The organism is Thioclava sp. SK-1 (assembly GCF_001705665.1).
Classification (GTDB): domain Bacteria; phylum Pseudomonadota; class Alphaproteobacteria; order Rhodobacterales; family Rhodobacteraceae; genus Thioclava.
Map to the genome: position 1 here is coordinate 259,326 of NZ_MDHA01000069.1, position 22,925 is coordinate 282,250.

The following is a 22,925-nucleotide window of genomic DNA, read 5'->3' on the forward strand; positions in this document are numbered from 1 at the left end:
AGTGGTGCAAAGATCACTTAACGGTCATGTTGCGACCTGTAGGAGAGTTCAATGTCAAACCCGCTGTTGTCTGAATGGTCTGGCCCATTCGCGCTGCCATCTTTTGCCAAAATCCAAGACGATCATTTCGCACCTGCGTTTGAAGCGGCCTTGGCCGAAGCCCGCGTGAATATCGCAGAGATCGCCACAAATGATGCGGCCCCCAGTTTCCGCAACACAATTGACGCGATGGAGCGCGCACAAACCTCGCTCGATCGTGTCGCGGGCGTGTTTTACAACCTGTCCAGCGCCGATAGCACGGCGAAACGCGAAGCGCTGATGCGTGACCTTGCCCCAAAAATGGCTGCTTTTTCATCCGAGATCACCCGCAATGCGGCGCTGTTTTCCCGGATCGAAGCGCTGTGGACCACCCGTGACACGCTGGATCTGACGCCTGAACAGCTGCGCGTTTTGGATCTGACCTATCAGGGCTTTGTGCGATCAGGCGCCGCGCTGGATGGGGCGGCTGCCGATCGGATGTCCGCAATCAAAGAACGGCTTGCGGTTCTGTATACGCAATTCTCGCAAAACCTGCTGGCCGATGAACGGGCGTGGTTTCACACGCTGTCCGAAGACGATCTGACCGGCTTGCCCGAATTTGTCATCGACGCGGCTCGTGCGGCGGGACAAGAACGCGATCAGGCCGGACCTGTTCTGATGTTGTCTCGGTCGCTGATCTCACCGTTTTTGCAATTCTCACCACGCCGCGATCTGCGCGAATTGGCGCAGAAAGCCTGGGTCGCGCGCGGTGCCAATGGCGGTGACACAGACAACCGCGCCATTGCCGCCGAAATCCTGAATTTGCGCCAGGAACGCGCCGCGCTTTTGGGCTATGACACATTCGCGCAATTCAAGCTGGAGCCAGAGATGGCCAAAACACCCCAGCAGGTGCGCGATCTTCTAATGCGCGTCTGGGCTCCGGCGAAACGCGCCGCGCTGGCCGATGCTGAAATTCTGACCCGGATGATGACCGAAGACGGAATCAATGGCCCGCTAGAGGCCTGGGATTGGCGCTATTATTCTGAAAAACGTCGGGTGGCGGAGTTTGATTTCGATGAAACTGCGGTGAAACCCTACCTGTCGCTAGAGGCGATGATCGGCGCCGCATTTGACGTGGCCAACCGCCTGTTCGGACTGGAGTTTCTCCCGCTGGAGGGACCATTCTATCACCCCGATGTGCGCGGCTGGAATGTCACGCGCGATGGCAAGCATATTGCCGTCTTTATGGGCGACTACTTTGCGCGCGGCTCCAAACGCTCTGGCGCGTGGTGCTCTGCCATGCGCTCGCAAGGCAAGCTGGGCGGCGAGACCACGCCAATCGTTCTGAATGTGTGCAATTTCGCCAAGGGCGATCCGGCATTGCTCAGCCATGATGATGCGCGCACATTGTTCCACGAATTTGGCCATGCGCTGCATCAGATGCTGTCAGATGTGACTTATCAATCAATCTCTGGCACCTCGGTTGCGCGTGATTTCGTGGAACTGCCAAGCCAGCTTTATGAACATTGGCTGGATGTGCCTGCGGTATTGGAACGCCATGCCCGACATTACAAAACCGGCGCGCCGATGCCCAAAGCATTGCAAGACAAGATGGACGCGGCCGCCACATATGATCAGGGCTTTAGCACCGTGGAATATCTGGCGTCGGCCTTAGTCGATCTGGCCTATCACGATGGCAGCGCCCCGCAGGATATGATGGCCCGTCAAACCGAGATCCTGAACCAACTGGGCTTGCCCCATGCGATCCCCATGCGCCATGCAACGCCACAATTCGCACATGTATTTTCCAGTGATGGCTATAGCTGTGGTTATTACAGCTATATGTGGTCCGAAGTCATGGATGCTGACGCGTTCGAGGCCTTTACTGAGGCCGGCGACCCGTTTGATCCGGACACCGCAAAACGGTTGCAAGAGTGCATCTTGTCCACCGGCGGGTCACGCCCGGCAGATGAGCTGTATCGCGCCTTCCGTGGCCGTATGCCCGGCGTAGAGCCACTGCTGAAAGGCCGTGGTTTGTTGGACCCTGCGTAACGCCAGACCAAATCTGGTATTGGCCCGACGCCGCGGGCCAGGTATTCCCACAAAAAAACCGCCCCAGATCAGGGGCGGTTTTTGCATTTCCAAAACGAAACACAAGGTTACTCGTCCAAAAGGCGCGATACGACCACGGTCACTTCGGGCTTTTTGCCGATCTCTTCGACAGACGCGGTGCGCACGCCGCGCCGCATCAGCTCGTCAAGCTTGTCGTCATTGGCCATAATTTTACGTGAGGTGCGGTCCAGCGCTTCGGCCAACTCGGTCTCCAGTGTTTCAACCAATGGCGCACCTGAACGACCCTGCGGCGGCAGCCCTTTGACCTCGACCCACGGGTCGCCCAGCGGCTTACCGTCTTCATCGATGATCAATGTCACCAGCACATGACCGTTCAATGCCATGCGGATACGGTCGCGAACAACCCCATCCATCGCCCCGATCAACACCGTGCCATCAACATAGCTGCGGCCGGTTTCGATGTATTCGACGATCTTCGGCGCGTCCCCGGTCAGATCCAGCATCGTGCCATTGGTCGCAACCTCAGACGCGATCCCTTTGGACAGGGCCAGTTTCATATGTTCGCGCAAATGCCGGTGTTCTCCATGCATCGGCACCAACATCTTGGGCCGCAACAGATCATGCACCGCTTCCAGATCAGGACGGTTGGCGTGACCAGAAACGTGATACAACCCGCCACGTTCGGTGATCACTTCAACGCCCATCTCAGAGAACGCATTCATGATCCGAATAACACCGATCTCATTGCCCGGAATGGTCTTGGAGGAGAACAGGAACGAGTCGCCCTCTTTCAGCTCCAGCCCCAGATATCGGCCACGGCTAAGCTGAGCAGAGGCAGCGCGGCGCTCTCCTTGGCTGCCGGTCACGATCAGCATCAAATTCTCGCGCGGGATCTCTGCGGCATCCTCGGGCTGCACAACAGGCGGAAAATCGGTCAGCACGCCGGTTTCTTGCGCCGCCTGCACCATTTTCTTCATGGAACGGCCCAACAAGCAGACCGAGCGCCCCGCCGCCACACCCGCGTCGGCAAGCGTCTTCAGACGGGCCACATTGGAGGCAAAGGTGGTTGCAACGATCATCCCATCTTGCAGCGCGATCAATTCGGTCAAAGGTTGGATCAGCGTGGATTCCGACCGGCCCGGCAGATGGGTGAAAATATTGGTGGAATCACATGTCAAAACATGAACGCCGCCGTTTTCCTTGCTGATTTCATCCCACATCACAGCGTCGAAGGGTTCACCGACAATGGGATTGCCATCCAGTTTGAAATCACCCGTATGCACCACACGCCCTGCAGGCGTATCAATCACCAATGCCGAGCTTTCAGGAATCGAATGCGAAATCGGCACGAACTGCACGTTGAATGGTCCGGCCTCAATCGTGTCCGGGCGCGGTGCAACGACGTTGATTTCCGTATGAATGCCGCCTTCGTCCAGCTTCAGCTGCCCCAGACGGGCGGTGAAGGGCCGGGCATAGATCGGCGCCTTGATCTTGGGCCACAGATAGGCCAGCGCCCCGATGTGATCTTCATGTGCGTGGGTGATGAAAATCGCCTCCACCCGCGATGCGTTTTGTTCCAACCACGACGCGTCTGCCATGATCAGGTCAATCCCCGGCGAGGTATCCATATCGCCGAATGTAACGCCCAGATCCACAATGATCAGGCGCTCTTTTCCTTCGCGCCCGTAGCCATAGACATAGGCGTTCATCCCGATTTCGCCGGCGCCCCCAAGTGGGAGGTAAATAAGCCTGTCGCTCATGCGTGCTCGCGCCCCTTATTATAATCGTTGATAAGCCGTAGACCGTGAATGGTCAGATCATATTCCACACTATCGAACAGGTCGAAACCCTGTTCAAATAATTCTGCCAACCCGCCTGTTGCGATCACCTTCATCGGGCGATCACGTTCCAACCGGATCTGGCGAACAATTCCTTCCACAAGGCCGATGTAGCCCCAGAACACACCTGATTGGATACACGCAACCGTATTCGTGCCCACTGCGCGCTCTGGCTTAGTGACATCGACATGGGGCAACGCCGCGGCCGAAGCGTGAAGCGCCTCCAGGCTCAGGTTCACGCCCGGTGCAATCACCCCACCGATATAGGCACCGTCAGGTGCGACAACATCAAATGTCGTCGCCGTGCCAAAATCAACGACGATCAGATCGCCGCCATGCCGGTCAAACCCCGCGACCGTATTGACCAAACGATCCGGCCCAACTGTGGTGCCGGGATCGACGCGCGGCGGAACCGGCAACGCACAATCTGGCCGGCCCACGACAAGTGGACGGCAATCAAAATACCGGTTCGCCAACACACGAAGGTTGAACACGACATTGGGCACAGTCGAGGAAATCACAACCGAGTCGATATCGGGCTTAATTCCCTGCAGGTTCATCAGCGTTGACAGCCAGACGAAATATTCATCTGCGGTGCGCTTATGGTTCGTCTCCATCCGCCAGGTCGACAGAAACTGATCCCGGTCCCAGATGGAAAACACCGTATTCGTGTTCCCGCAGTCGATACAGAGCAGCATGGCGCCCCCTTAGAAAAAGACATCCGCGGCCGAGATCGCGCGCGGGCCATCAGGCTGCTTCAAGATCATCGCACCGCGCAAGTCGATAGTGTCAAAAATACCTGTGTAACTCTCGGTGCCGGTGCGCGCAGTCACGATTTCGCCCAAACGTGCAGCACGCGACAGCCATGCAGCGCGGATCGGGTCAAAACCATATAGCGCAAACTGCTGGGAAAAATGGTGGAAAGCAGGGCCAAGAGCGTCCAGAAACTCCAGCGGGGTGACTGTCAGTCCGCATTCACTGTGCAAGCTGACCGGGGCAACTGCACCGGGTTCAACATCTTCACGGCCCGGGGCCTGCATCAGATTGACCCCGATCCCAATGGCAAGCCCGGCGTCGCCCAAACTCTCCAGTAAAATCCCTGCAACCTTACCGCCATTCAACAAAACATCATTGGGCCACTTGATGCCCAACCGTGCGTGCGGACCGCTGACCGCCGCCAATGCCGCATCCAAGGCAAGCGCCGCAACAAAGGAATACAGCGCGCGGTGACTGGCATCGCCCTTCGGACGACAAACATAGGTTGCCGAGAAATTTCCCTTGGGATGGCGCCAGACGCGGCCACGACGCCCCCGCGCTGCGGTTTGTTCATGCGCCAAAACCCACGCAGGCCCCGCAAGCTGCGGGGCCAATCTGGCCGCTTCGGCCATCGTGCTGTCGACTTTCAGGAGGGCGTGGCGTGCCACACCCTCCGGCCATTCCCGATCAATTGACAAGCGCTGCTGCCGCCGCCTTGGCGGCGCCCTCAATCCCGAACAGGTTGATCGCACCAAACAGCACGATCACCGCAGAGGCAACCAACATACCCCACTGCACCGATGGCATATGGCTGTCCAGACCTTCGGTCTCTTCACCGAAATACATCAGATAAACGATGCGCAGATAGTAGAACGCACCGATGACCGAGGCGATCACACCCAGCACAACATACCAGACATATCCTGCGCCAAGCGCGGCGGATAGCACCGAATATTTGGCAAAGAAGCCCAGCATCGGTGGCACACCCGCGAGCGAGAAGAACAAGATCAACAACGCCATCGCACGCAGTGGCTGTTGGCGCGAATATAGGTTCAGGGACGAGATATCCGTGACCGGCACGCCATCGCGTTCCATCGACAAGATAAAGGCAAATGTGCCAACGTTCATCACGATATAAATCGTCATATACAGCAGCATCGCCTCAACACCCGCGGCATTTCCCGCCATCAGACCCAGCAAGGCAAAACCCATATGCGTGATCGATGAATAGGCCATAAGGCGTTTGATATTGCGCTGGCCGATCGCCGCGATGGAACCCAGGAACATTGAGGCCACAGCCATCAGACCGATCACCTGCGCCCAATCCCCAGTCACCTGACCGAAGGCATCAAACGCAAGCCGCGCGATCAGTGCCATCGCGGCCATTTTCGGCGCGGTCGCAAAAAACGCTGTCACCGAACTGGGCGAGCCTTCGTATACATCCGGTGTCCACATATGGAACGGAACCGCGGACACTTTGAACGCCAGCCCGATCAGCATGAAGACCAGACCAAACAGCAGACCAACAGGGGCCTGACCGCCTTCAACCATCTGGTAAATACCAGAGAATTGCGTGGTGCCTGCAAATCCGTAGGTCAACGATGCACCGTAAAGCAAGATACCGGAAGACAGCGCACCAAGGACGAAATATTTCAAACCTGCCTCGGATGAGCGCGCGGAATCGCGCCGCAATGCCGCCACCACATAAAGCGAGAGCGACTGCAGCTCTAGCCCCAGATACAGCGACATCAGGTCGCCAGCCGATACCATCATCATCATGCCGACCACCGCCAGCACGATCAAAATCGGATATTCAAAGCGCAGCAACCCGCGTTTTGAAGCATAGTCAGACGACATCGCCAGAACCGCGGCCGCCGACAGCAAAATCACGACTTTGGCAAACCGGGCGAATGCGTCATCGATGAACAGGCCGCCAAATGCCGGCTCCGTCCCGCCTTGCAGCCCAACCAGCAGGCCGAACAAGACCAATACCATAACCGTCAGCCAAAGAATTGGGCCAGCCGCCTTATCCTTGCCAAGCCAAACACCGCCCAGCAGCGCGCACATCGCATATACCGCCAGCAGGAATTCCGGCAAAACCGTGGAGAAATCCGCAGAAGTCATTGTCGCTTCTCCTTAATGCGCTGCCGCAGCCGCTGCTGCCATAGCATCGGCGGGCAGGCTCGCATGGTAGTTATGGATCAATTGCCCGACACTTGGGCCGATAAGATCCGTGATAAGGCTAGGATAAACACCCAAGAGCAGGGTCATCGCGACCAATGGCGCAAAAATCCATTTCTCACGTGGTTCCATGTCGGTGATCGACTTCAGGCTTTCTTTGATCAAGTCGCCGAAGACAACTCGGCGATATAGCCACAAAGCATAAGAGGCCGAGAAAATCACGCCCGAGGTCGCAACCAGCGCCACCCAAGTATTGGCTTGGAACGCACCCATGAGTGTTAGGAATTCCCCAACAAACCCTGCTGTACCCGGCAGGCCAACATTCGCCATGGTGAAGAACATGAATACAACCGCGTAGGCCGGCATCCGGTTCACCAAGCCGCCATAAGCGCTGATTTCACGAGTATGCATTCGGTCATAAATCACGCCAACGCACAGGAACAACGCACCCGATACAAAGCCGTGGCTGAGCATCTGGAAGATCGCGCCATCGATCCCTTGTTGGTTAAAGGTGAAGATACCGATGGTGACATAGCCCATATGCGCGACCGAAGAATACGCGATCAGCTTTTTCATATCCTCTTGGACCAGCGCGACCAGCGATGTGTACACAATGGCAATCGCAGAGAGCCAGAATACGAAATCCTGCATAACTTCGGCACCAACAGGGAACATCGGCAAGCTGAAACGAAGGAAACCGTAGCCACCCATTTTCAGCAAGATCGCCGCAAGAATGACCGAGCCGGCGGTCGGCGCCTGAACGTGCGCATCCGGCAACCATGTGTGCACAGGCCACATCGGCATTTTCACTGCGAAACTTGCAAAAAACGCCAGGAACAGCAAGGTTTGCATGCCGCCGACAATATGCACGCCAAGCACAGTGATGTCATTGGACGGCAGCTCTTTGGTCAGCAAGACCGCGATATCTGTTGTGCCGGTTTGCATATAGATCGCGATCATCGCGACCAGCATCAGGACGGAACCAAGGAACGTATATAGGAAGAATTTAAACGCGGCATAGATACGGTTTTTGCCACCCCAGATCCCGATAATCAGGAACATCGGGATCAACGAAGCCTCAAAGAACAGATAGAACAGCACCAAATCAAGCGCTGTAAAGACGCCGATCATCAGCCCCTCAAGCACCAGAAGCGCAATCATATATTCTTTGACCCGCGCCGAAACATGCCAGCACGACGCAATCGTCAGCGGCATCATAAAGGTGATCAGCATGACGAACAGAACGGAGATCCCGTCCACGCCCATCCGGTAATGCAGCCCCATGATCCATTCGCGATCTTCAACGAATTGGAACCCGGTGTTGCTGCGATCAAACTGCGCCAGCACGAACAGCGACACCAAAAATGTGACCGTTGTCGCCGTCAGCGCAAACCATTTGGCATTCCGGTCAGCCGCCTCACCTCCCCCGCGCTGCACCAGCGCAAGGATGGCAGCCGCCACGAGGGGAATAAACGTGATGATGGAAAGAAGGTTTTCCATTAGTGCGACCCCCCGGTCATGACGACCCAGAACATGAGCACCACGATACCGACGACCATGGCGAAAGCGTAGTGGAATAGATAACCCGACTGGAACCGACCAGCGAGCCGCGTAAGCGCAGGAATGAGCCCCAGCGCAAGCCCGTTGATACCGCCGTCAATGACCCCGACATCACCCTTTTTCCAAAGGAACTTGCCAAGCCATTTCGCCGGGCGAACGAAGACGAAGTCATACAGCTCATCAAAATACCACTTGTTGAGCAGAAATTGATACAGGCCAGGCTGCGCCTTTGCCAAACGAACCGGCAACGATGTATCCTTGATATAGAACAGCCAGGCCGTTGCCAGGCCGATCAACATCGCGATAAAGGGCGAAATTTTCACCCAAACCGGCACATGGTGGGCATCATCAAGCACGGTGTTATCCGCGGCCATGAAGATCGCCCCCTGGGGCGCAACACCCGCGACGACATCATGCGCGCCATGAGCATCCGCTGTAGCAGCTTCCGCTGGTTCGGCGTGGCTATCGACGGTCGTGCTTGCATGCGCATCCGCCTGAGCCCCGTGGCCTTCGGCCATTTCCTCGTGATGTGCAGGCAGGCCGAAGAAGGACAGAACCTTGCTGTGGTCACCGAAGAAGCTGTTATACCACACCATCCCCGAGAACACGGCACCCAGCGCAAGCACGCCCAGCGGAATGGTCATAACAAGCGGGCTTTCGTGGGCGTGCTCATGCGTATGACGGTCGCCGCGCTCTTTCCCGAAAAACGTCATGAAAATCAAGCGCCAGGAATAGAAGCTAGTGAACAATGCCGCGATGACCAACATCCAAAACGCATAGCCGCCGTTCGTGCCTGCATAGGCGCTTTCGATAACCGCGTCTTTCGACAAGAACCCGGCAAAACCGATATGCGTTAAAGGGATACCAACGCCGGTGATCGCCAATGTGCCTATCATCATCGCCCAGAATGTGACAGGGATCTTTTTCCGCAGGTTACCATAGTTACGCATGTCTTGTTCGTGGTGCATCGCATGGATGACCGAGCCAGCACCAAGGAACAGCATCGCCTTAAAAAATGCGTGCGTCAGCAGGTGAAACATTGCGACCGAATAAACGCCAACGCCGGCAGCCACAAACATATAGCCAAGCTGCGAACAGGTTGAATAGGCGATCACACGTTTGATGTCATTTTGCACCAAGCCAACTGTCGCGGCAAAGAACGCCGTCGTTCCGCCAAGGAAGACAATGAACATCTTGGCATGGGGCGCGAATTCAAAGATGGGCGACATACGGCACACCAGAAAGACGCCAGCGGTCACCATCGTCGCGGCGTGGATCAATGCGGAAACCGGTGTCGGCCCCTCCATTGCGTCGGGCAACCATGTATGCAGCAGCAACTGCGCCGATTTACCCATCGCGCCGATGAACAAAAGCATGGCAATAAGCTCTGCCGCGTTCCAATCGCGCCACAAGAAGTGAAGCTGCGTTTCCGCCAATTGCGGCCCCGCGGCAAAGATCGTGTTGAAATCAATGCTGCCCACCAGGAAGAACAGCGCAAAGATCCCCAACAAGAAACCAAAGTCACCAACGCGGTTGACGATAAACGCTTTCATCGCAGCAGCACCCGCCGATGGCTTTTTAAAATAAAAACCGATCAGCAAATATGATGCCAAACCAACGCCTTCCCACCCAAAGAACATCTGCAAGACGTTATCGGCAGTGACCAGCATCAACATCATGAAGGTAAACAACGACAGATAGGCGAAGAACCGTGCCTTATAAGCCTGATCCGGGAAGTTCTCATCATGGGCCATGTAGCCCCAAGAATACAGGTGGACCAACGCTGAAACAGAGGTAATCACGATCAGCATAATCACCGTTAGCCGATCCAGACGGATCGACCAGGACGTGTCCAGATCGCCAGATGTGACCCAGGTGAACAGGTCAATCTGCTGCAATGTGCCATCATGGCCAAGGAACAGCACCCAGCTAAGAACGCACGACAGGAATAGCAATCCCGTTGTAAGCGCCATCGCGCCCTTCTCGGTGATCAGACGCCAGCCAAAGCCGCCGATGATCGCCCCCAGAAGAGGTGCAAAGAGAATGATCGAAGCCATCTGAGCTTACCCCTTCATCATATTGACGTCTTCGACGTCGATAGAACCACGGTTCCGGAAGAATACCACAAGGATCGCAAGACCGATCGCAGCCTCAGCCGCAGCAACGGTCAACACGAACATCGTGAACACCTGACCAGCCAGATCCCCATGATAGGTCGAAAAAGCCACAAGGTTGATATTCACCGCCAGAAGCATCAGCTCGATCGACATCAAAATGACGATGACGTTCTTCCGGTTGACGAAAATTCCGAAAATGCCAGTGACGAACAGCGCCGCCGCCACCGCCAGGTAATGCTCAATTCCGATCATCTATGTCCCTCCGGGTCATCGTCCCGTCATCCATTCGTCTTGTCAGGTCGCCCCATTGGGCCACACCTTTGTCTTGAACCTCACCGGCCACGCATCAGCCGGGAGTGTGGCAGGGTAGTCGCCCTGCCGATAAATTTACAGCCCTTGTCCCGGCTTAACATCCAGCATTTTCAATTGCTTGGCGGGATCACGATGCATTTGCTCCATCACGTTTTGACGTTTCACATCCGTCCGGTGGCGCAGTGTCAGCAAAATCGCACCGATCATCGCCACCAGCAAAATCAGGCTCGATGACAAGAACAGATACAAATATTGGTCATAGATCAGCAGCCCAAGCGCCTTAGTGTTGTGAACGCCCTCGGGCGTGACCGCCGTGCGCATCATCTCGGCGCCATCGGCCACATGCCATGTTCCGATACCCATACCCAGCATCAGTAACATGACAATCGCGATCAACCCGGCAAGCGGGAAGTATTTTGCCATCTCGCCCTTTAGCGCAGCGAAGTCGACATCCAACATCATCACCACGAACAAGAACAAAACTGCAACTGCGCCGACATAAACGATGACAAGCAGCATGGCCACAAACTCTGCGCCCATCAGCACGAACAAACCTGCGGCCGAAAAGAACGCAAGGATCAGCCAAAGGACCGAGTGGACGGGGTTCCGTGCCAGAACCACCATAATGCCAGATACCACCACCAATATGGCGAAAAGGTAAAAGGCCAAAGCGAACACCATCATGCGTCATCTCCCGCAGAATCTTCGTTCCCCGCCTGCTCTGCAAACACCCCTTGGGCGATTTCAAGCGCGCGGTTCATGGCGGGTATCCCGCCGAACATGCTCATTTGGAAGATCGTCTCTGCGACCTCCCGCTGTGTTGCGCCGGCCTGAAGGGCATGACGGATGGCAAGCCGAAGCTGCGGTTCCGTCTGCGCCCCCAAAACGGTCAGCGCCGCGATCGTCACCAGAAGGCGCGTGCGCGCATCCAGCCCCTCGCGGTTGTATGTCTTGCCAAACCACATCTCCATCATGTCTTTTGACAATGTGGGAAGGAATTTCTCAAATGCCGAAGGATTGAAACTCTCGGTCGCAGGATTCATCATGCGCGCCATCTGCGTGCCCTGCTCCATCATTTGCTGGATGAGTTTCGAAAAATCCTGCGTCATCAGCTGTCCTTAACGGTAGGGCGCATCAAGCGCGAGGTTGCGGGCGATTTCAGCTTCCCAACGGGCGCCGTTATCCAGCAGCTTGTCCTTATCATAGAACAGCTCCTCACGGGTTTCCGTTGCGAATTCAAAATTCGGACCTTCAACGATTGCATCCACTGGGCACGCTTCTTGGCAAAAACCGCAGTAGATACATTTCGTCATGTCGATATCGTATCGCGTGGTCCGCCGCGAACCATCAGCCCGCGGCTCTGCGTCGATGGTGATCGCCTGTGCCGGGCAAATTGCCTCGCACAGCTTACATGCGATGCAGCGCTCTTCGCCATTTGCATAGCGCCGCAAAGCGTGCTCACCACGAAAGCGCGGCGACAGCGGGCCCTTTTCATGCGGATAGTTCAGCGTGGCTTTGGGTTTGAAGAAATATTTCATCCCCAAGCCGAACCCCTTCACAAAGTCGGCAAGCAGGAAATATTTCGCCGCGCGAGCATAATCGAATGCCATATCAGCCTCCAGTCGCGAAGCGGGCCCAGAACGTGCCCAATACTTCGAATTTTGCAAGGAATGCCACAATCACCACCCAGGCAAGGGACAGCGGCAAGAAGACTTTCCAACCGATGCGCATCAGCTGGTCGTAGCGGTAGCGCGGCACGATCGCCTTTACCATCGCAAACATGAAGAACCAGATGACCATCTTGAGGAACATCCACAACACGCCATCGGGCAAGCCCGGAATTGGCGACAGCCAACCGCCGAAAAACAACAATGAGATCAGCGCGCACATCAACCAGATGGCGATATATTCACCCGCCATAAACAGCAGATACGGTGTGGAGGAATATTCGACCATAAAGCCTGCAACCAGCTCAGACTCCGCCTCGGGCAAGTCGAACGGTGGACGGTTCGTTTCAGCCAATGCCGAAATGAAGAACATCCACAGAACCGGGAAATGCGGCAGCCAATACCAATTGAACAGACCAAAGGAACCGTCTTGGGCGCGCACGATGTCGGACAGGTTCATCGAACCGGTTGAAATGATCACACCAATGATCACAAGACCCATCGATACTTCATATGAGATCATCTGTGCCGCCGACCGCAACGACCCAAGGAATGGGTATTTTGAGTTCGACGCCCAACCACCCATGATCACGCCGTAGACCTCAAGCGATGAAATCGCGAAGACAAACAGCACGGCCACGTTGATATCTGCCAAGACCCAGCCATCTGCGAAGGGCACCACCGCCCATGCCAACAACGCCAGTGTCATCGACAAAACCGGTGCCAGGAAAAATACGAATTTATCGGCACCCGCAGGGACAACAATCTCTTTGACGACATATTTCAATGCGTCGGCAAAGGTTTGAAGCAGCCCCCAAGGACCAACCACGTTTGGTCCGCGGCGCATCTGAACGGCGGCCCAAATTTTACGGTCGCCATAAACCAGAAAGATCAGAGCGATCATCACAAAGGCAATAACCGCGAGACTCTGAAGGAGGATCAGAACAAATGTCCCCCCGGGTGTTGTGAAAAAATCAGCCATGTCGTCCCTCAGACCGCCTTCTTGTCATACCGTCGGAATGCCCCGGTCACGGCAATCAGCCACCGTCACTTCGGCGTCGATCGTTCGTAACCCACGGGGCAGCGCGGGCGAAATGGTATAGACTGCATCCGCCCGCCAGATGCCAGCCTCTTGTTCGACATTCGTGCGAACATGCCGCGCGAACCCATATCCACGGATCAGCGCATATTGCGCCGCCGCACAGTTGGCATATTCCGCCACCTGCGTATCACCCGCGCCGCTGCCCGAAAGGCCAACGCGGAAATTCACCAAATCGCCATCAAGCAGCCGTGTCTCAACCGGTTGATACGACACATCCGATCTGCCTCCAGCACCGTCAGCTTGTGCGCAAGCCGCCAGACCGGCCAAAAGGCCGGTGGCGATAAGCGCGATCTGGCGATTGCTGGAGCGCATGTCGTTCCTCTTATTCCGCGGCGATCGGCGCCTGACGGCGCTGTTTCGCAGCTGCCGAAAGCTCTGCCATTAAAGTCGAGGCACGGGCAATCGGGTTAGTCAAATAGTAATCACGCAATGCGGGGCGGAAGGTTGCCGTGCCCATATCGCGGGTCGCGATGGGCGTCCATTCGTTTTCGACAACAGTATCGACCTGTGCCAGATGCGGCACAGCTTCGATCATTGCGCGGCGCAGACCGGCCAAACTGTCCCATGGCTGTTTCGCGCCCAATTCCGCGGACAATGCACGTAAGATCGCCCAGTTTTCCTTCGCATCGCCGGGCGGGAATGCCGCGCGGAAAGCCAACTGCGGACGGCCTTCTGTATTGACGAACAAGCCGTTTTCCTCGGTATAGGCCGCCGCCGGCAGAATGATATCTGCTCGATTTGCACCACGATCCCCGTGGCTGCCCTGATAGATGACAAAGGGTGCACCATCTCCCTTTGCGATCTCAACCTCATCGGCGCCAAGATTATAGATGACTTCCGCACCGTCGATGGCCGCCAGTAGACCGCCTTCGGTCACGGCACCCACATCCATCGCGCCGACACGTCCCGCCGCGCTGTGCAGCACCAGCATCTTTGCGCCCTTGGCCATTACATGCGCGATCACGGCCTCACCGTCGGCCTCATTGATCGCGCCTTGGCCGATGATCACCAGCGCATCATCGCTAACCGTCAGATCCGTCAAAGCAGCGCGATCGTCACCAAGGTAGTCGTAATCAAATGTCAAATCGCATTCCGCGCCAATCAAGGACACTTTTGTCCCTTTCAGCCAAACTTTGCGGATCCGCGCATTCAGCACCGGTGCCTCGACCGCCGGGTTCGACCCAATAATCACGATCTCGGACGCGGTTTCGATATCTTCAATCGCGGCATTGCCAACATAACCGGAGCGGTTGCCAATGGGCAGACGCGCACCATCGGTGCGGCACTCAACGTTACCGCCAAGCCCCTCCACCAAATTTTTCAACGAGAATGCCGCCTCTGTGGGTGCCAAGTCACCGACCAGTCCCACAACTTTCTTCCCAGTCAGTGCGGCGGCGGCTTTGGTCAAAGCCTCCCCCCAGCTTGCCGGACGCAATTTTCCATTTTCACGGACGTAGGGTTTATCAAGACGCTGACGGCGCAAACCATCCCAGACATAGCGGGATTTATCGGCCAGCCATTCTTCGTTCACACCGTCATTGTTGCGCGGCAAAATGCGCATCACTTCGCGACCTTTGGTGTCAACGCGGATATTCGACCCAAGCGCGTCCATCACATCAATGGTTTCAGTTTTGGTCAGTTCCCACGGACGCGCGGTGAACGCATAGGGTTTAGACACCAAAGCGCCAACCGGGCAAAGGTCAACAATATTGCCCTGCAAATTGCTATCCAACGTCTGGTTCAGATAAGACGTGATCTCACTATCTTCGCCACGCCCGGTCTGCCCCATCTGCGTGATGCCCGCCACTTCGGATGTGAAGCGAACACAACGAGTGCAGGAAATGCAGCGCGTCATATGCGTCTCAACAAGTGGCCCAAGGTTCAGCTCAGTTCCGGCGCGTTTCGGCTCCCGGTAACGTGAGAAATCAACCCCATAGGCCATTGCTTGGTCTTGCAAATCACACTCACCACCCTGATCGCAGATCGGGCAATCCAGCGGGTGGTTGATCAGCAGAAACTCCATGACCCCTTCGCGGGCCTTCTTGACCATAGGCGAATTGGTTTTGATGACAGGCGGTGCACCCTCTGGGCCGGGGCGCAAATCTTTGACCTGCATCGCACAAGAAGCCGCAGGCTTTGGCGGACCACCGACCACCTCGACCAGACACATCCGGCAGTTGCCCGCAATCGACAGACGTTCATGATAGCAAAAGCGCGGAACCTCGACCCCGGCTTCTTCACATGCCTGGATCAAGGTGAGGTTCGGGTTCACCTCTACCTCGTTATCGTCGATGATGATCTTTCTGAGGTCTGCCATGTCACAATCCGTCAGTTGGCTCTGGCGCAGGGGAAACCTACGCGAAATTTCGTTTCAATCAGGGCGCTTATGCGCACCCCCTTGGATAGATCCAGGCCCCTGCCCGGTAATGGTCTTCGGTCCCCGAGGCGACCCCTGCCGCCCCGCAATAGTCATTCGCGGCCCGCTTTGCCTCGGCCCCTTCGTCAAAGCCGAAAGCTGTGCCTTGGCGCGCTACCAGCAAACCGTCTTGCGGGCTTTGCGCAATCGCATATCCGGCAGGCACCTGTTTGTGTGCAACAGCGGACTGATGCGGAGCAGCGCAAGCCGTGATCAACAACGCCATCCCAGAGAAACACATCACCAAACGCAACCGCGTGGCGCGGCCTGTGGTTTTACGGTGATATGATCCGATCTGAGCCATGGTTACTCCGCTGCCATCGCGCCCATACGGCCAGTTTTCTTCGCTTTGATCCGGTCTTCGATTTCTTCACGGTAATGACGAATAAGCCCCTGAATCGGCCACGCTGCGGCATCGCCCAACGCACAGATCGTGTGGCCTTCAACCTGTTTGGTCACATCAAACAGCATATCTATTTCTTCAACCTCGGCCTCGCCTGTTACCAGACGATCCATCACACGCATCATCCAGCCCGTGCCTTCACGGCACGGCGTGCACTGGCCGCAGCTTTCATGTTTGAAGAACTTGGACAGCCGCCAAATGGCTTTAATAATATCAGTCTGCTGATCCATCACAATCATGCAGGCCGTGCCGAATGAGGACTTAAGTTCCCGCATGCCATCGTAATCCATGATCGCATCTTCGCACAGCGCGGCAGGCAACACCGGGCAGGATGCGCCGCCGGGGATCACGGCCTTTAGGTTTTTCCAACCACCGCGCACACCGCCGCCGTGCTTTTCGATCAGCTCTTTCATGCTGATAGACATCGATTCCTCGATCACGCAAGGCGTGTTCACATGACCCGACATCGCAAACAGTTTGACACCGGTGTTGTTGGGCCGCCCGAATGAGGCATACCAATCCGCACCGCGGCGCAAAATGGTTGGCACAACCGCAATGGATTCAACGTTGTTCACTGTGGTCGGGCAGCCATACAGGCCCGCACCCGCCGGGAATGGCGGTTTCATCCGCGGCATGCCCTTTTTACCTTCAAGGCTCTCAATCAGCGCGGTTTCTTCACCACATATATACGCGCCTGCGCCATGCGACAGATACACATCATAATCATAGCCAGACCCGCATGCATTTTTGCCGATAAGACCAGCCTCGTAGCATTCGTCGATGGCCTGCTGTAGCGCCTCTTTTTCACGAACATACTCGCCGCGAATATAGATATAGGCGGCCTGAGCCTGCATCGCGAAACCGGCAATCAGCGCGCCTTCAATCAGCGTATGCGGATCATGGCGCATAATTTCGCGGTCTTTACATGTCGCCGGTTCGGATTCGTCCGCATTGATGACCAGATAGGCGGGACGCCCATCAGATTCCTTCGGCATGAAGGACCATTTCAACCCCGTTGGGAAACCTGCACCACCACGGCCACGCAACCCAGAGGCCTTGACCTGTTCAACGATCCAATCCTTGCCATTCGACAAGATATTGCCCGTTCCGTCCCAATGGCCGCGCTTTTGCGCACCAGCAAGCGAACGGTCATACATCCCGTAAAGGTTGGTAAAGATCCGGTCCTGATCCTTCAGCATGTCGCTTCCCTCATCTTACTGGCCTCAACCGATCTTGCGACGCCAGATGCGCCAGACCTGAACCAGCGCGAAAATATATGCGGCAATTGCCGCGAAATCACCAAGGATCGCAATGCGCGCCCCCCAGCCCTGTTGTTTTCCGACCCACTGAAATCCGATCCAAAGCAGCGTCGTGATGGCAATCACCACAGCCGCCAACCGGCCATCACGGCGATCTTGCGCATCCCTATCCGCAGCCGTCACGGTGTCTCCCTCAGTAGTCATTCGTCTTTGCACGCTCCAGGAAAGCATCTTTCCCGTCGCGCACTATAATCTGCGCTTGCGATACCCATTTATCGCGTGTGCAACGCCCCTTGAACCGTGGCACATTTTCATCCGCATAGGCGATCTCATCTTCGCCCCATCCAGCGATTTGATCGTAATGAAACACGCCCCAATCATTCAAACGCGCGGACAGTTTCGGCCCGATACCTTCGATCAAGGTCAAGTCATCGGCTTCGCCGTCGCGTGGGGCAGCCAGGGCCACCGGCGCACGCCCCGCGCCGGACACGCTGTCATCATCATCTTCAACATCTGACAGCGCGCGGTGATCCGCTCGCCATTCCATCGCCGCCTCATTCACAGGCGCCATGTGAACCTGCGCGTCGGCCTCTGCCTGATGCGCACGCGCTTCCAGCTGTGCGTTCAACTGCGCGCCGGTTTCATGGTCCTTGCGGTAATGATCCAACGTCCCGTGGGTCGCGCTGTCGGTTGGGGACACGATACGCGATGCCACACCAGTTTCCCAATCAGCCTCTGCCATATCCTGTGTGCCGGATATAAACAGCCATTCCAGTACCGCGCCCAATAGCCCGGCCGTAACCAAGCCCAAGAACACTGCGGCCATAAACGTTGGTTCGCCAAAGAGCCATAGGAACACGAAGACAATAGCACCCGCTATCGCCCCAATCCTCCAAGCATCTTTGCGCGTTTCAATCGTCACGCCGCATCTCCCGTCAGTGAGCCACAATAATTGTAGCCTGCCTCTTAGTCGTAAATACCGTCTTTCCGAGCCCGCGCCGCAAAGTCAGTTTCTTCTCCAGACGCCAGTGTTTGTGCCTGTTCGACCCAATCATCGCGGGTCGCACGGCCCTTAAACCCTTCCAGATTGTCATCCACCCAAGCCAGTTCCGCGCCGGTCCACGCCGCGATCTGATCATAGTGAAAGACGCCCATCTGGTTCAGCGTCTCTTCCAGTTTTGGCCCAATGCCTTTGATCAGCTTCAGATCATCGGCACCATCTTCGCGCGGCGCAGATAGCATCGCCGGCTTTTCCTGTGTCCCGGTTGCCGCAGCCTCAATCGCGGCGGCTGCAACCGGATCAGACTTTCCCGGCGGATTGCCCTTCTCGACCGCTTGTGCTTCCTGTTCGGTCACACCCGTCGCATCCACCGGTTTGCCCTTCGATGGGCGCGGCTCTTTCAACGCGGCCTGCTGCACAGCAGACTTAGGCCGCTGCTGCGTGCCCATAATGCCGATCGGCCCACGCTGATTGGCGGCCCAAGGCGCGCGCAGCGGGACTTCTTGACCATCAATACGCTTGATCGAGTCACCGATCTTCACGGCACGCTCAACCGAGCCGTTGTAATCTTCTTTATCCGTCTCGGACTCAAGCAACGCAGTCAAACCTGACGCGGGCTCGGACGAGAACCGGCCGATTTGCGATCCAGCCTTGGGGTTTCCGCCCGCTGCCATATCGTCGATTAGCTTCGCCAGCCCCTCTTCGGTCAGATCTTCGTAATAGTCCTTACCAACCTGGGCCATCGGGGCATTCGCACAGGCCCCAAGGCATTCCACCTCCTCCCATGAAAACTTGCCATCGGCAGAGACTTCATGCGGGTGTGGTGCGATCTTGTCCTTGCAGATCTGCATCAGATCCTCGGACCCGCAAATCATGCAGGAGGTCGTGCCACAAATTTGGAAATGTGCAACCGACCCAACAGGTTGTAACTGGAACATGAAATAGAACGTCGCAACTTCAAGTGCGCGAATATAGGCCATGTCCAACATATCTGCCACATATTCGATCGCGGGTTTGGACAGCCAGCCTTCTTGTTCCTGTGCGCGGAACAACAGTGGAATAATTGCCGAAGCCTCCCGGCCAACAGGAAATTTCTTCAGCTGTGTCTGCGCCCACTCCAGATTGGCTGGTGTGAACTCAAAGCTCTCGGGCTGTTCGTGATGCAAACGGCGAAGCATTAGCGGTCAACCTCCCCGAACACGATATCCATCGTGCCGATAATTGCAGAAAGATCGGCAAGCAGGTGGCCCGTGCCGAGGTAATCCATTGCCTGCATATGCAGGAAACCTGGCGCGCGGATCTTTGCGCGATAGGGTTTATTGGTCCCGTCAGACTTCAAAAACACGCCGAATTCGCCCTTGGGCGCTTCAACCGCGGCATATACCTCCCCAGCGGGGACCTTGAACCCTTCGGTATAGAGCTTGAAGTGATGGATAAGCGCTTCCATGGACGTCTTCATATCGCCACGTTTCGGCGGCGTCAGCTTACCGCGTGCAAGGATGTCACCATCCTTTTCTGCACGCAGCTTATCGACGCATTGGCGAATTATTTTTACGGATTCGCGCATCTCTGCCATGCGGACAAGATAGCGATCGTAGCAATCGCCGGATTTACCGATAGCCACATCGAAATCAAATTCATCGTAGCATTCATATGGCTGCGAGCGACGCAAATCCCACGCCAGACCGGAACCACGGACCATAACGCCCGAAAAGCCCCAATCCAAAATGTCTTGCTCGGTCACAACAGCAATATCGACGTTACGCTGTTTGAAAATGCGGTTTTCCGTCAGCAGGCCGTCAATATCATTGAGAGCAGCAGGGAATTCCTTGGCCCATGTCTCGATATCGTCGATCAGTGCTGGCGGCAGGTCCTGATGCACCCCACCCGGACGGAAATAGGCTGCGTGCAAGCGCGACCCGCAAGCCCGCTCGTAGAAAATCATCAGCTTTTCACGCTCTTCAAAACCCCACAGCGGTGGGGTCAGGGCGCCAACATCCATTGCCTGCGTTGTCACGTTGAGCAAATGATTCAAAACGCGGCCAATTTCGGAATACAGCACGCGGATCAGCTGTGCGCGGCGTGGCACCTCAACCTCGGCGAGGCGTTCAATGGCCAGGCACCAGGCGTGCTCTTGGTTCATCGGCGCAACATAGTCCAACCGATCGAAATAGGGCAGGTTTTGCAGGTAGGTGCGGCTTTCCATCAACTTTTCAGTGCCGCGATGCAACAGCCCAATATGGGGGTCACAACGTTCCACCACTTCGCCGTCCAGCTCGACAACCATGCGCAAAACACCGTGGGCTGCCGGGTGCTGAGGCCCGAAGTTGATATTAAAGTTTCGGATCCGCTGTTCGCCGGTCAGGGCGTCTTGCGAGCCGTCATCATAATGGTTCTGCCGGATGTCGCCGTCCATCATGCGTCATTCTCCGTGCTCTGGGCTTGATCAGCCGTGCTGGGCGCGAATTTCGCAAAAAGATCACCCTCGGTCATATCCGAGGTCATGTTCGCGAGCGCGTAATTCTTTAAGTTGCAGTCAATCGGCATCTGCGAAGTCACAACAGATCGCCCCAGGCCGATAACCCCATCGGAGGCTGTGGCTGACAGGCCGCGCTGTGCCGCGATCCATGTGGCATCCGGCAGGCACGATCCGCTTTGTGTCGCAGCCAAGTCCATTACTTGGCCCCCGCTTTGTCTGCTGTTTTTTCGTCACCAGGAAGTATGTATTTGGCCCCTTCCCACGGCGACAAGAAGTCAAACTGACGATATTCCTGAACCAATTTAACGGGCTCATAAACAACGCGCTTTTGCACTTCGTCCCAGCGCACCTCAAGATATCCGGTGGTCGGGAAATCTTTACGCAGCGGGTGGCCACGGAAACCGTAATCCGTCAACAGGCGGCGCAAATCCGGATGGCCCGAGAACAAGATCCCGAACATATCGAAAATCTCACGTTCAAACCAATCTGCGGATTTATGAACGCCAGTCAGCGACGGCACCATTTCATCTTCACGGATCGCAACTTTTACACGAATACGCTGATTGCGATACATCGACAAGAAATGCCACACGAGGTCAAATCGTTGTGGCCGCTCTGGGTGATCAACCGCAGTAATGTCGACAAGCGAAGAGAACATGCAATTGGGATCTTCCTTCAGGAAGGTCAGAAAATCCACAATCCCGGACAATGTCACCGTTACCGCAAGCTCCCCAAAGGCCACCTCGGTCGAGACAACATCATCGGGACGCTTCAGCTCAATATGTTCGGCCAGTTCGTTCAATGGCATAGTCGTCTCTCCTCAGCGCACCAATGTGCCGGTGCGGCGAATCTTACGCTGTAACTGCAAGATACCATAAAGCAACGCTTCAGCTGTGGGCGGGCAACCGGGAACGTAGATATCCACGGGCACAATCCGGTCACAGCCGCGCACGACCGAGTAGCTGTAATGATAATACCCGCCACCATTTGCACATGACCCCATCGAAATCACATAGCGCGGCTCTGGCATCTGGTCATAAACTTTGCGCAGCGCCGGAGCCATTTTATTGGTCAATGTGCCTGCGACGATCATCAGATCCGACTGACGCGGCGATGCGCGCGGCGCGGTGCCGAAACGCTCCACGTCATAGCGCGGCATCGACACCTGCATCATTTCGACCGCACAGCACGCCAAGCCAAAGGTCATCCAGTGAAGCGAGCCATTACGCGCCCAGTTGATGATGTCCTCGGTGGAGGTCAGCAGGAAGCCTTTGTCCTGCAACTCGTTGTTCAGCGCCTGCGTCGCGACCTCACGGTCACCACCGGCAGTATTGGCTGATGTCATCACGCCCATTCCAACGCCCCTTTCTTCCACTCATAGGCAAATCCTACGGTCAGAACCAATAGGAACACCATCATCGACCAAAATCCGACCATTGACAGATCCCCGAAGGCCACCGCCCACGGGAACAGAAAGGCGACTTCGAGGTCAAAAATGATGAATAGGATCGAGACGAGGTAGAAGCGAACGTCAAATTTCATCCGTGCGTCGTCGAAAGCGTTAAAGCCGCATTCATAGGCTGACACTTTTTCTGGATCTGGGTTACGCACGGCCAAAACTGCCGCGGCAAGTAACAAGATCAGCGCAAGCGCCAATGCAATGCACAGGAAAATGAGAATGGGAAGGTATTCGCGCAGTAGGTCTTGCACTGTTTGGCTCCCTAGTGACGCGACCACGTTGTCG

General features: G+C 56.1%; 24 protein-coding genes. 1 reads left to right on the forward strand and 23 read right to left on the reverse strand.

The genetic code is table 11. From position 1 onward, the window contains the following. Nucleotides 1–51 precede the first annotated feature (51 nt). Nucleotides 52–2,070, forward strand: a complete 2,019-nt coding sequence (locus BFP70_RS17190) for a M3 family metallopeptidase (protein ID WP_066012860.1) — start codon at nucleotides 52–54, stop codon at nucleotides 2,068–2,070. 107 nt (nucleotides 2,071–2,177) lie between these two features. Here the strand turns inward: BFP70_RS17190 and BFP70_RS17195 are convergent, their stop codons facing one another. From BFP70_RS17195 to BFP70_RS17305, 23 genes are all read right to left on the reverse strand, one after another. Next, nucleotides 2,178–3,851: a ribonuclease J gene (locus BFP70_RS17195; protein WP_066012861.1), complete on the reverse strand. Its 1,674-nt coding sequence runs from the start codon at nucleotides 3,849–3,851 to the stop codon at nucleotides 2,178–2,180. Further along, nucleotides 3,848–4,627, reverse strand: a complete 780-nt coding sequence (locus tag BFP70_RS17200; protein WP_066012862.1) for a type III pantothenate kinase — start codon at nucleotides 4,625–4,627, stop codon at nucleotides 3,848–3,850. Before BFP70_RS17200 ends, BFP70_RS17195 begins: the two co-directional genes overlap by 4 nt. A gap of 9 nt (nucleotides 4,628–4,636) precedes the next feature. Next, the gene (locus tag BFP70_RS17205; RefSeq protein ID WP_141693252.1) at nucleotides 4,637–5,377 is read right to left on the reverse strand and encodes a biotin--[acetyl-CoA-carboxylase] ligase; all 741 of its coding nucleotides are present in this window, start codon (nucleotides 5,375–5,377) and stop codon (nucleotides 4,637–4,639) included. Beyond that, on the reverse strand, nucleotides 5,373–6,809 hold the full coding sequence (gene nuoN, locus BFP70_RS17210) for an NADH-quinone oxidoreductase subunit NuoN (protein ID WP_066012864.1): 1,437 nt from the start codon (nucleotides 6,807–6,809) through the stop codon (nucleotides 5,373–5,375). The genes BFP70_RS17205 and nuoN overlap by 5 nt, the downstream gene beginning before the upstream one ends. Nucleotides 6,810–6,821: 12 nt before the next feature. After that, nucleotides 6,822–8,366, reverse strand: coding sequence for an NADH-quinone oxidoreductase subunit M (locus BFP70_RS17215; RefSeq protein WP_066012865.1), 1,545 nt, complete (start codon nucleotides 8,364–8,366; stop codon nucleotides 6,822–6,824). Then, nucleotides 8,366–10,483: an NADH-quinone oxidoreductase subunit L gene (nuoL, locus tag BFP70_RS17220; protein WP_066012866.1), complete on the reverse strand. Its 2,118-nt coding sequence runs from the start codon at nucleotides 10,481–10,483 to the stop codon at nucleotides 8,366–8,368. Before nuoL ends, BFP70_RS17215 begins: the two co-directional genes overlap by 1 nt. Nucleotides 10,484–10,489: 6 nt before the next feature. Further along, nucleotides 10,490–10,795 carry an NADH-quinone oxidoreductase subunit NuoK gene (gene nuoK, locus BFP70_RS17225; protein ID WP_066012867.1) on the reverse strand — a complete coding sequence of 102 codons (306 nt, stop codon included), beginning with the start codon at nucleotides 10,793–10,795 and terminating at the stop codon, nucleotides 10,490–10,492. 135 nt (nucleotides 10,796–10,930) lie between these two features. Continuing rightward, a complete protein-coding gene (locus tag BFP70_RS17230) occupies nucleotides 10,931–11,539 on the reverse strand; it encodes an NADH-quinone oxidoreductase subunit J (RefSeq protein WP_066012868.1) in 609 nt (202 codons plus the stop codon). Next, nucleotides 11,536–11,964 (reverse strand): carboxymuconolactone decarboxylase family protein, encoded by a 429-nt coding sequence (locus BFP70_RS17235; RefSeq protein ID WP_066012869.1) that lies wholly within the window; start codon nucleotides 11,962–11,964, stop codon nucleotides 11,536–11,538. The genes BFP70_RS17230 and BFP70_RS17235 overlap by 4 nt, the downstream gene beginning before the upstream one ends. 9 nt (nucleotides 11,965–11,973) lie before the next feature. After that, nucleotides 11,974–12,465 carry an NADH-quinone oxidoreductase subunit NuoI gene (gene nuoI / locus BFP70_RS17240; protein WP_066012870.1) on the reverse strand — a complete coding sequence of 164 codons (492 nt, stop codon included), beginning with the start codon at nucleotides 12,463–12,465 and terminating at the stop codon, nucleotides 11,974–11,976. A 1-nt stretch (nucleotide 12,466) separates the two neighbouring features. Next, a complete protein-coding gene (gene nuoH / locus BFP70_RS17245) occupies nucleotides 12,467–13,504 on the reverse strand; it encodes an NADH-quinone oxidoreductase subunit NuoH (RefSeq protein ID WP_066012871.1) in 1,038 nt (345 codons plus the stop codon). 24 nt (nucleotides 13,505–13,528) lie between these two features. Beyond that, nucleotides 13,529–13,936 (reverse strand): hypothetical protein, encoded by a 408-nt coding sequence (locus BFP70_RS17250; RefSeq protein WP_066012872.1) that lies wholly within the window; start codon nucleotides 13,934–13,936, stop codon nucleotides 13,529–13,531. Between the two features lie 10 nt (nucleotides 13,937–13,946). Beyond that, nucleotides 13,947–15,941 (reverse strand): NADH-quinone oxidoreductase subunit NuoG, encoded by a 1,995-nt coding sequence (gene nuoG, locus BFP70_RS17255; RefSeq protein WP_066012873.1) that lies wholly within the window; start codon nucleotides 15,939–15,941, stop codon nucleotides 13,947–13,949. A 67-nt stretch (nucleotides 15,942–16,008) separates the two neighbouring features. Beyond that, nucleotides 16,009–16,344: a hypothetical protein gene (locus BFP70_RS17260; RefSeq protein WP_066012874.1), complete on the reverse strand. Its 336-nt coding sequence runs from the start codon at nucleotides 16,342–16,344 to the stop codon at nucleotides 16,009–16,011. Nucleotides 16,345–16,346: 2 nt separating this feature from the next. Beyond that, nucleotides 16,347–17,642: an NADH-quinone oxidoreductase subunit NuoF gene (gene nuoF, locus BFP70_RS17265; protein ID WP_066012875.1), complete on the reverse strand. Its 1,296-nt coding sequence runs from the start codon at nucleotides 17,640–17,642 to the stop codon at nucleotides 16,347–16,349. A gap of 24 nt (nucleotides 17,643–17,666) precedes the next feature. Beyond that, nucleotides 17,667–17,906, reverse strand: coding sequence for a DUF5337 family protein (locus BFP70_RS17270; RefSeq protein WP_066012876.1), 240 nt, complete (start codon nucleotides 17,904–17,906; stop codon nucleotides 17,667–17,669). Further along, nucleotides 17,896–18,624, reverse strand: a complete 729-nt coding sequence (locus BFP70_RS17275) for a hypothetical protein (protein ID WP_066012877.1) — start codon at nucleotides 18,622–18,624, stop codon at nucleotides 17,896–17,898. Before BFP70_RS17275 ends, BFP70_RS17270 begins: the two co-directional genes overlap by 11 nt. Nucleotides 18,625–18,668: 44 nt before the next feature. Next, entirely contained in the window at nucleotides 18,669–19,880 is a 1,212-nt protein-coding gene (locus BFP70_RS17280) for an NADH-quinone oxidoreductase subunit E (RefSeq protein WP_066012878.1), read from the reverse strand. Continuing rightward, entirely contained in the window at nucleotides 19,880–21,121 is a 1,242-nt protein-coding gene (locus BFP70_RS17285) for an NADH-quinone oxidoreductase subunit D (protein ID WP_066012879.1), read from the reverse strand. The genes BFP70_RS17280 and BFP70_RS17285 overlap by 1 nt, the downstream gene beginning before the upstream one ends. Continuing rightward, nucleotides 21,118–21,378, reverse strand: coding sequence for a hypothetical protein (locus tag BFP70_RS17290; RefSeq protein WP_066012880.1), 261 nt, complete (start codon nucleotides 21,376–21,378; stop codon nucleotides 21,118–21,120). Before BFP70_RS17290 ends, BFP70_RS17285 begins: the two co-directional genes overlap by 4 nt. Next, nucleotides 21,378–21,989, reverse strand: coding sequence for an NADH-quinone oxidoreductase subunit C (locus tag BFP70_RS17295; protein WP_066012881.1), 612 nt, complete (start codon nucleotides 21,987–21,989; stop codon nucleotides 21,378–21,380). The genes BFP70_RS17290 and BFP70_RS17295 overlap by 1 nt, the downstream gene beginning before the upstream one ends. Nucleotides 21,990–22,001: 12 nt before the next feature. Beyond that, nucleotides 22,002–22,535 (reverse strand): NADH-quinone oxidoreductase subunit B family protein, encoded by a 534-nt coding sequence (locus BFP70_RS17300; RefSeq protein ID WP_176715596.1) that lies wholly within the window; start codon nucleotides 22,533–22,535, stop codon nucleotides 22,002–22,004. Further along, nucleotides 22,526–22,891, reverse strand: a complete 366-nt coding sequence (locus BFP70_RS17305) for an NADH-quinone oxidoreductase subunit A (RefSeq protein ID WP_066012950.1) — start codon at nucleotides 22,889–22,891, stop codon at nucleotides 22,526–22,528. The genes BFP70_RS17300 and BFP70_RS17305 overlap by 10 nt, the downstream gene beginning before the upstream one ends. Nucleotides 22,892–22,925 lie beyond the last annotated feature (34 nt).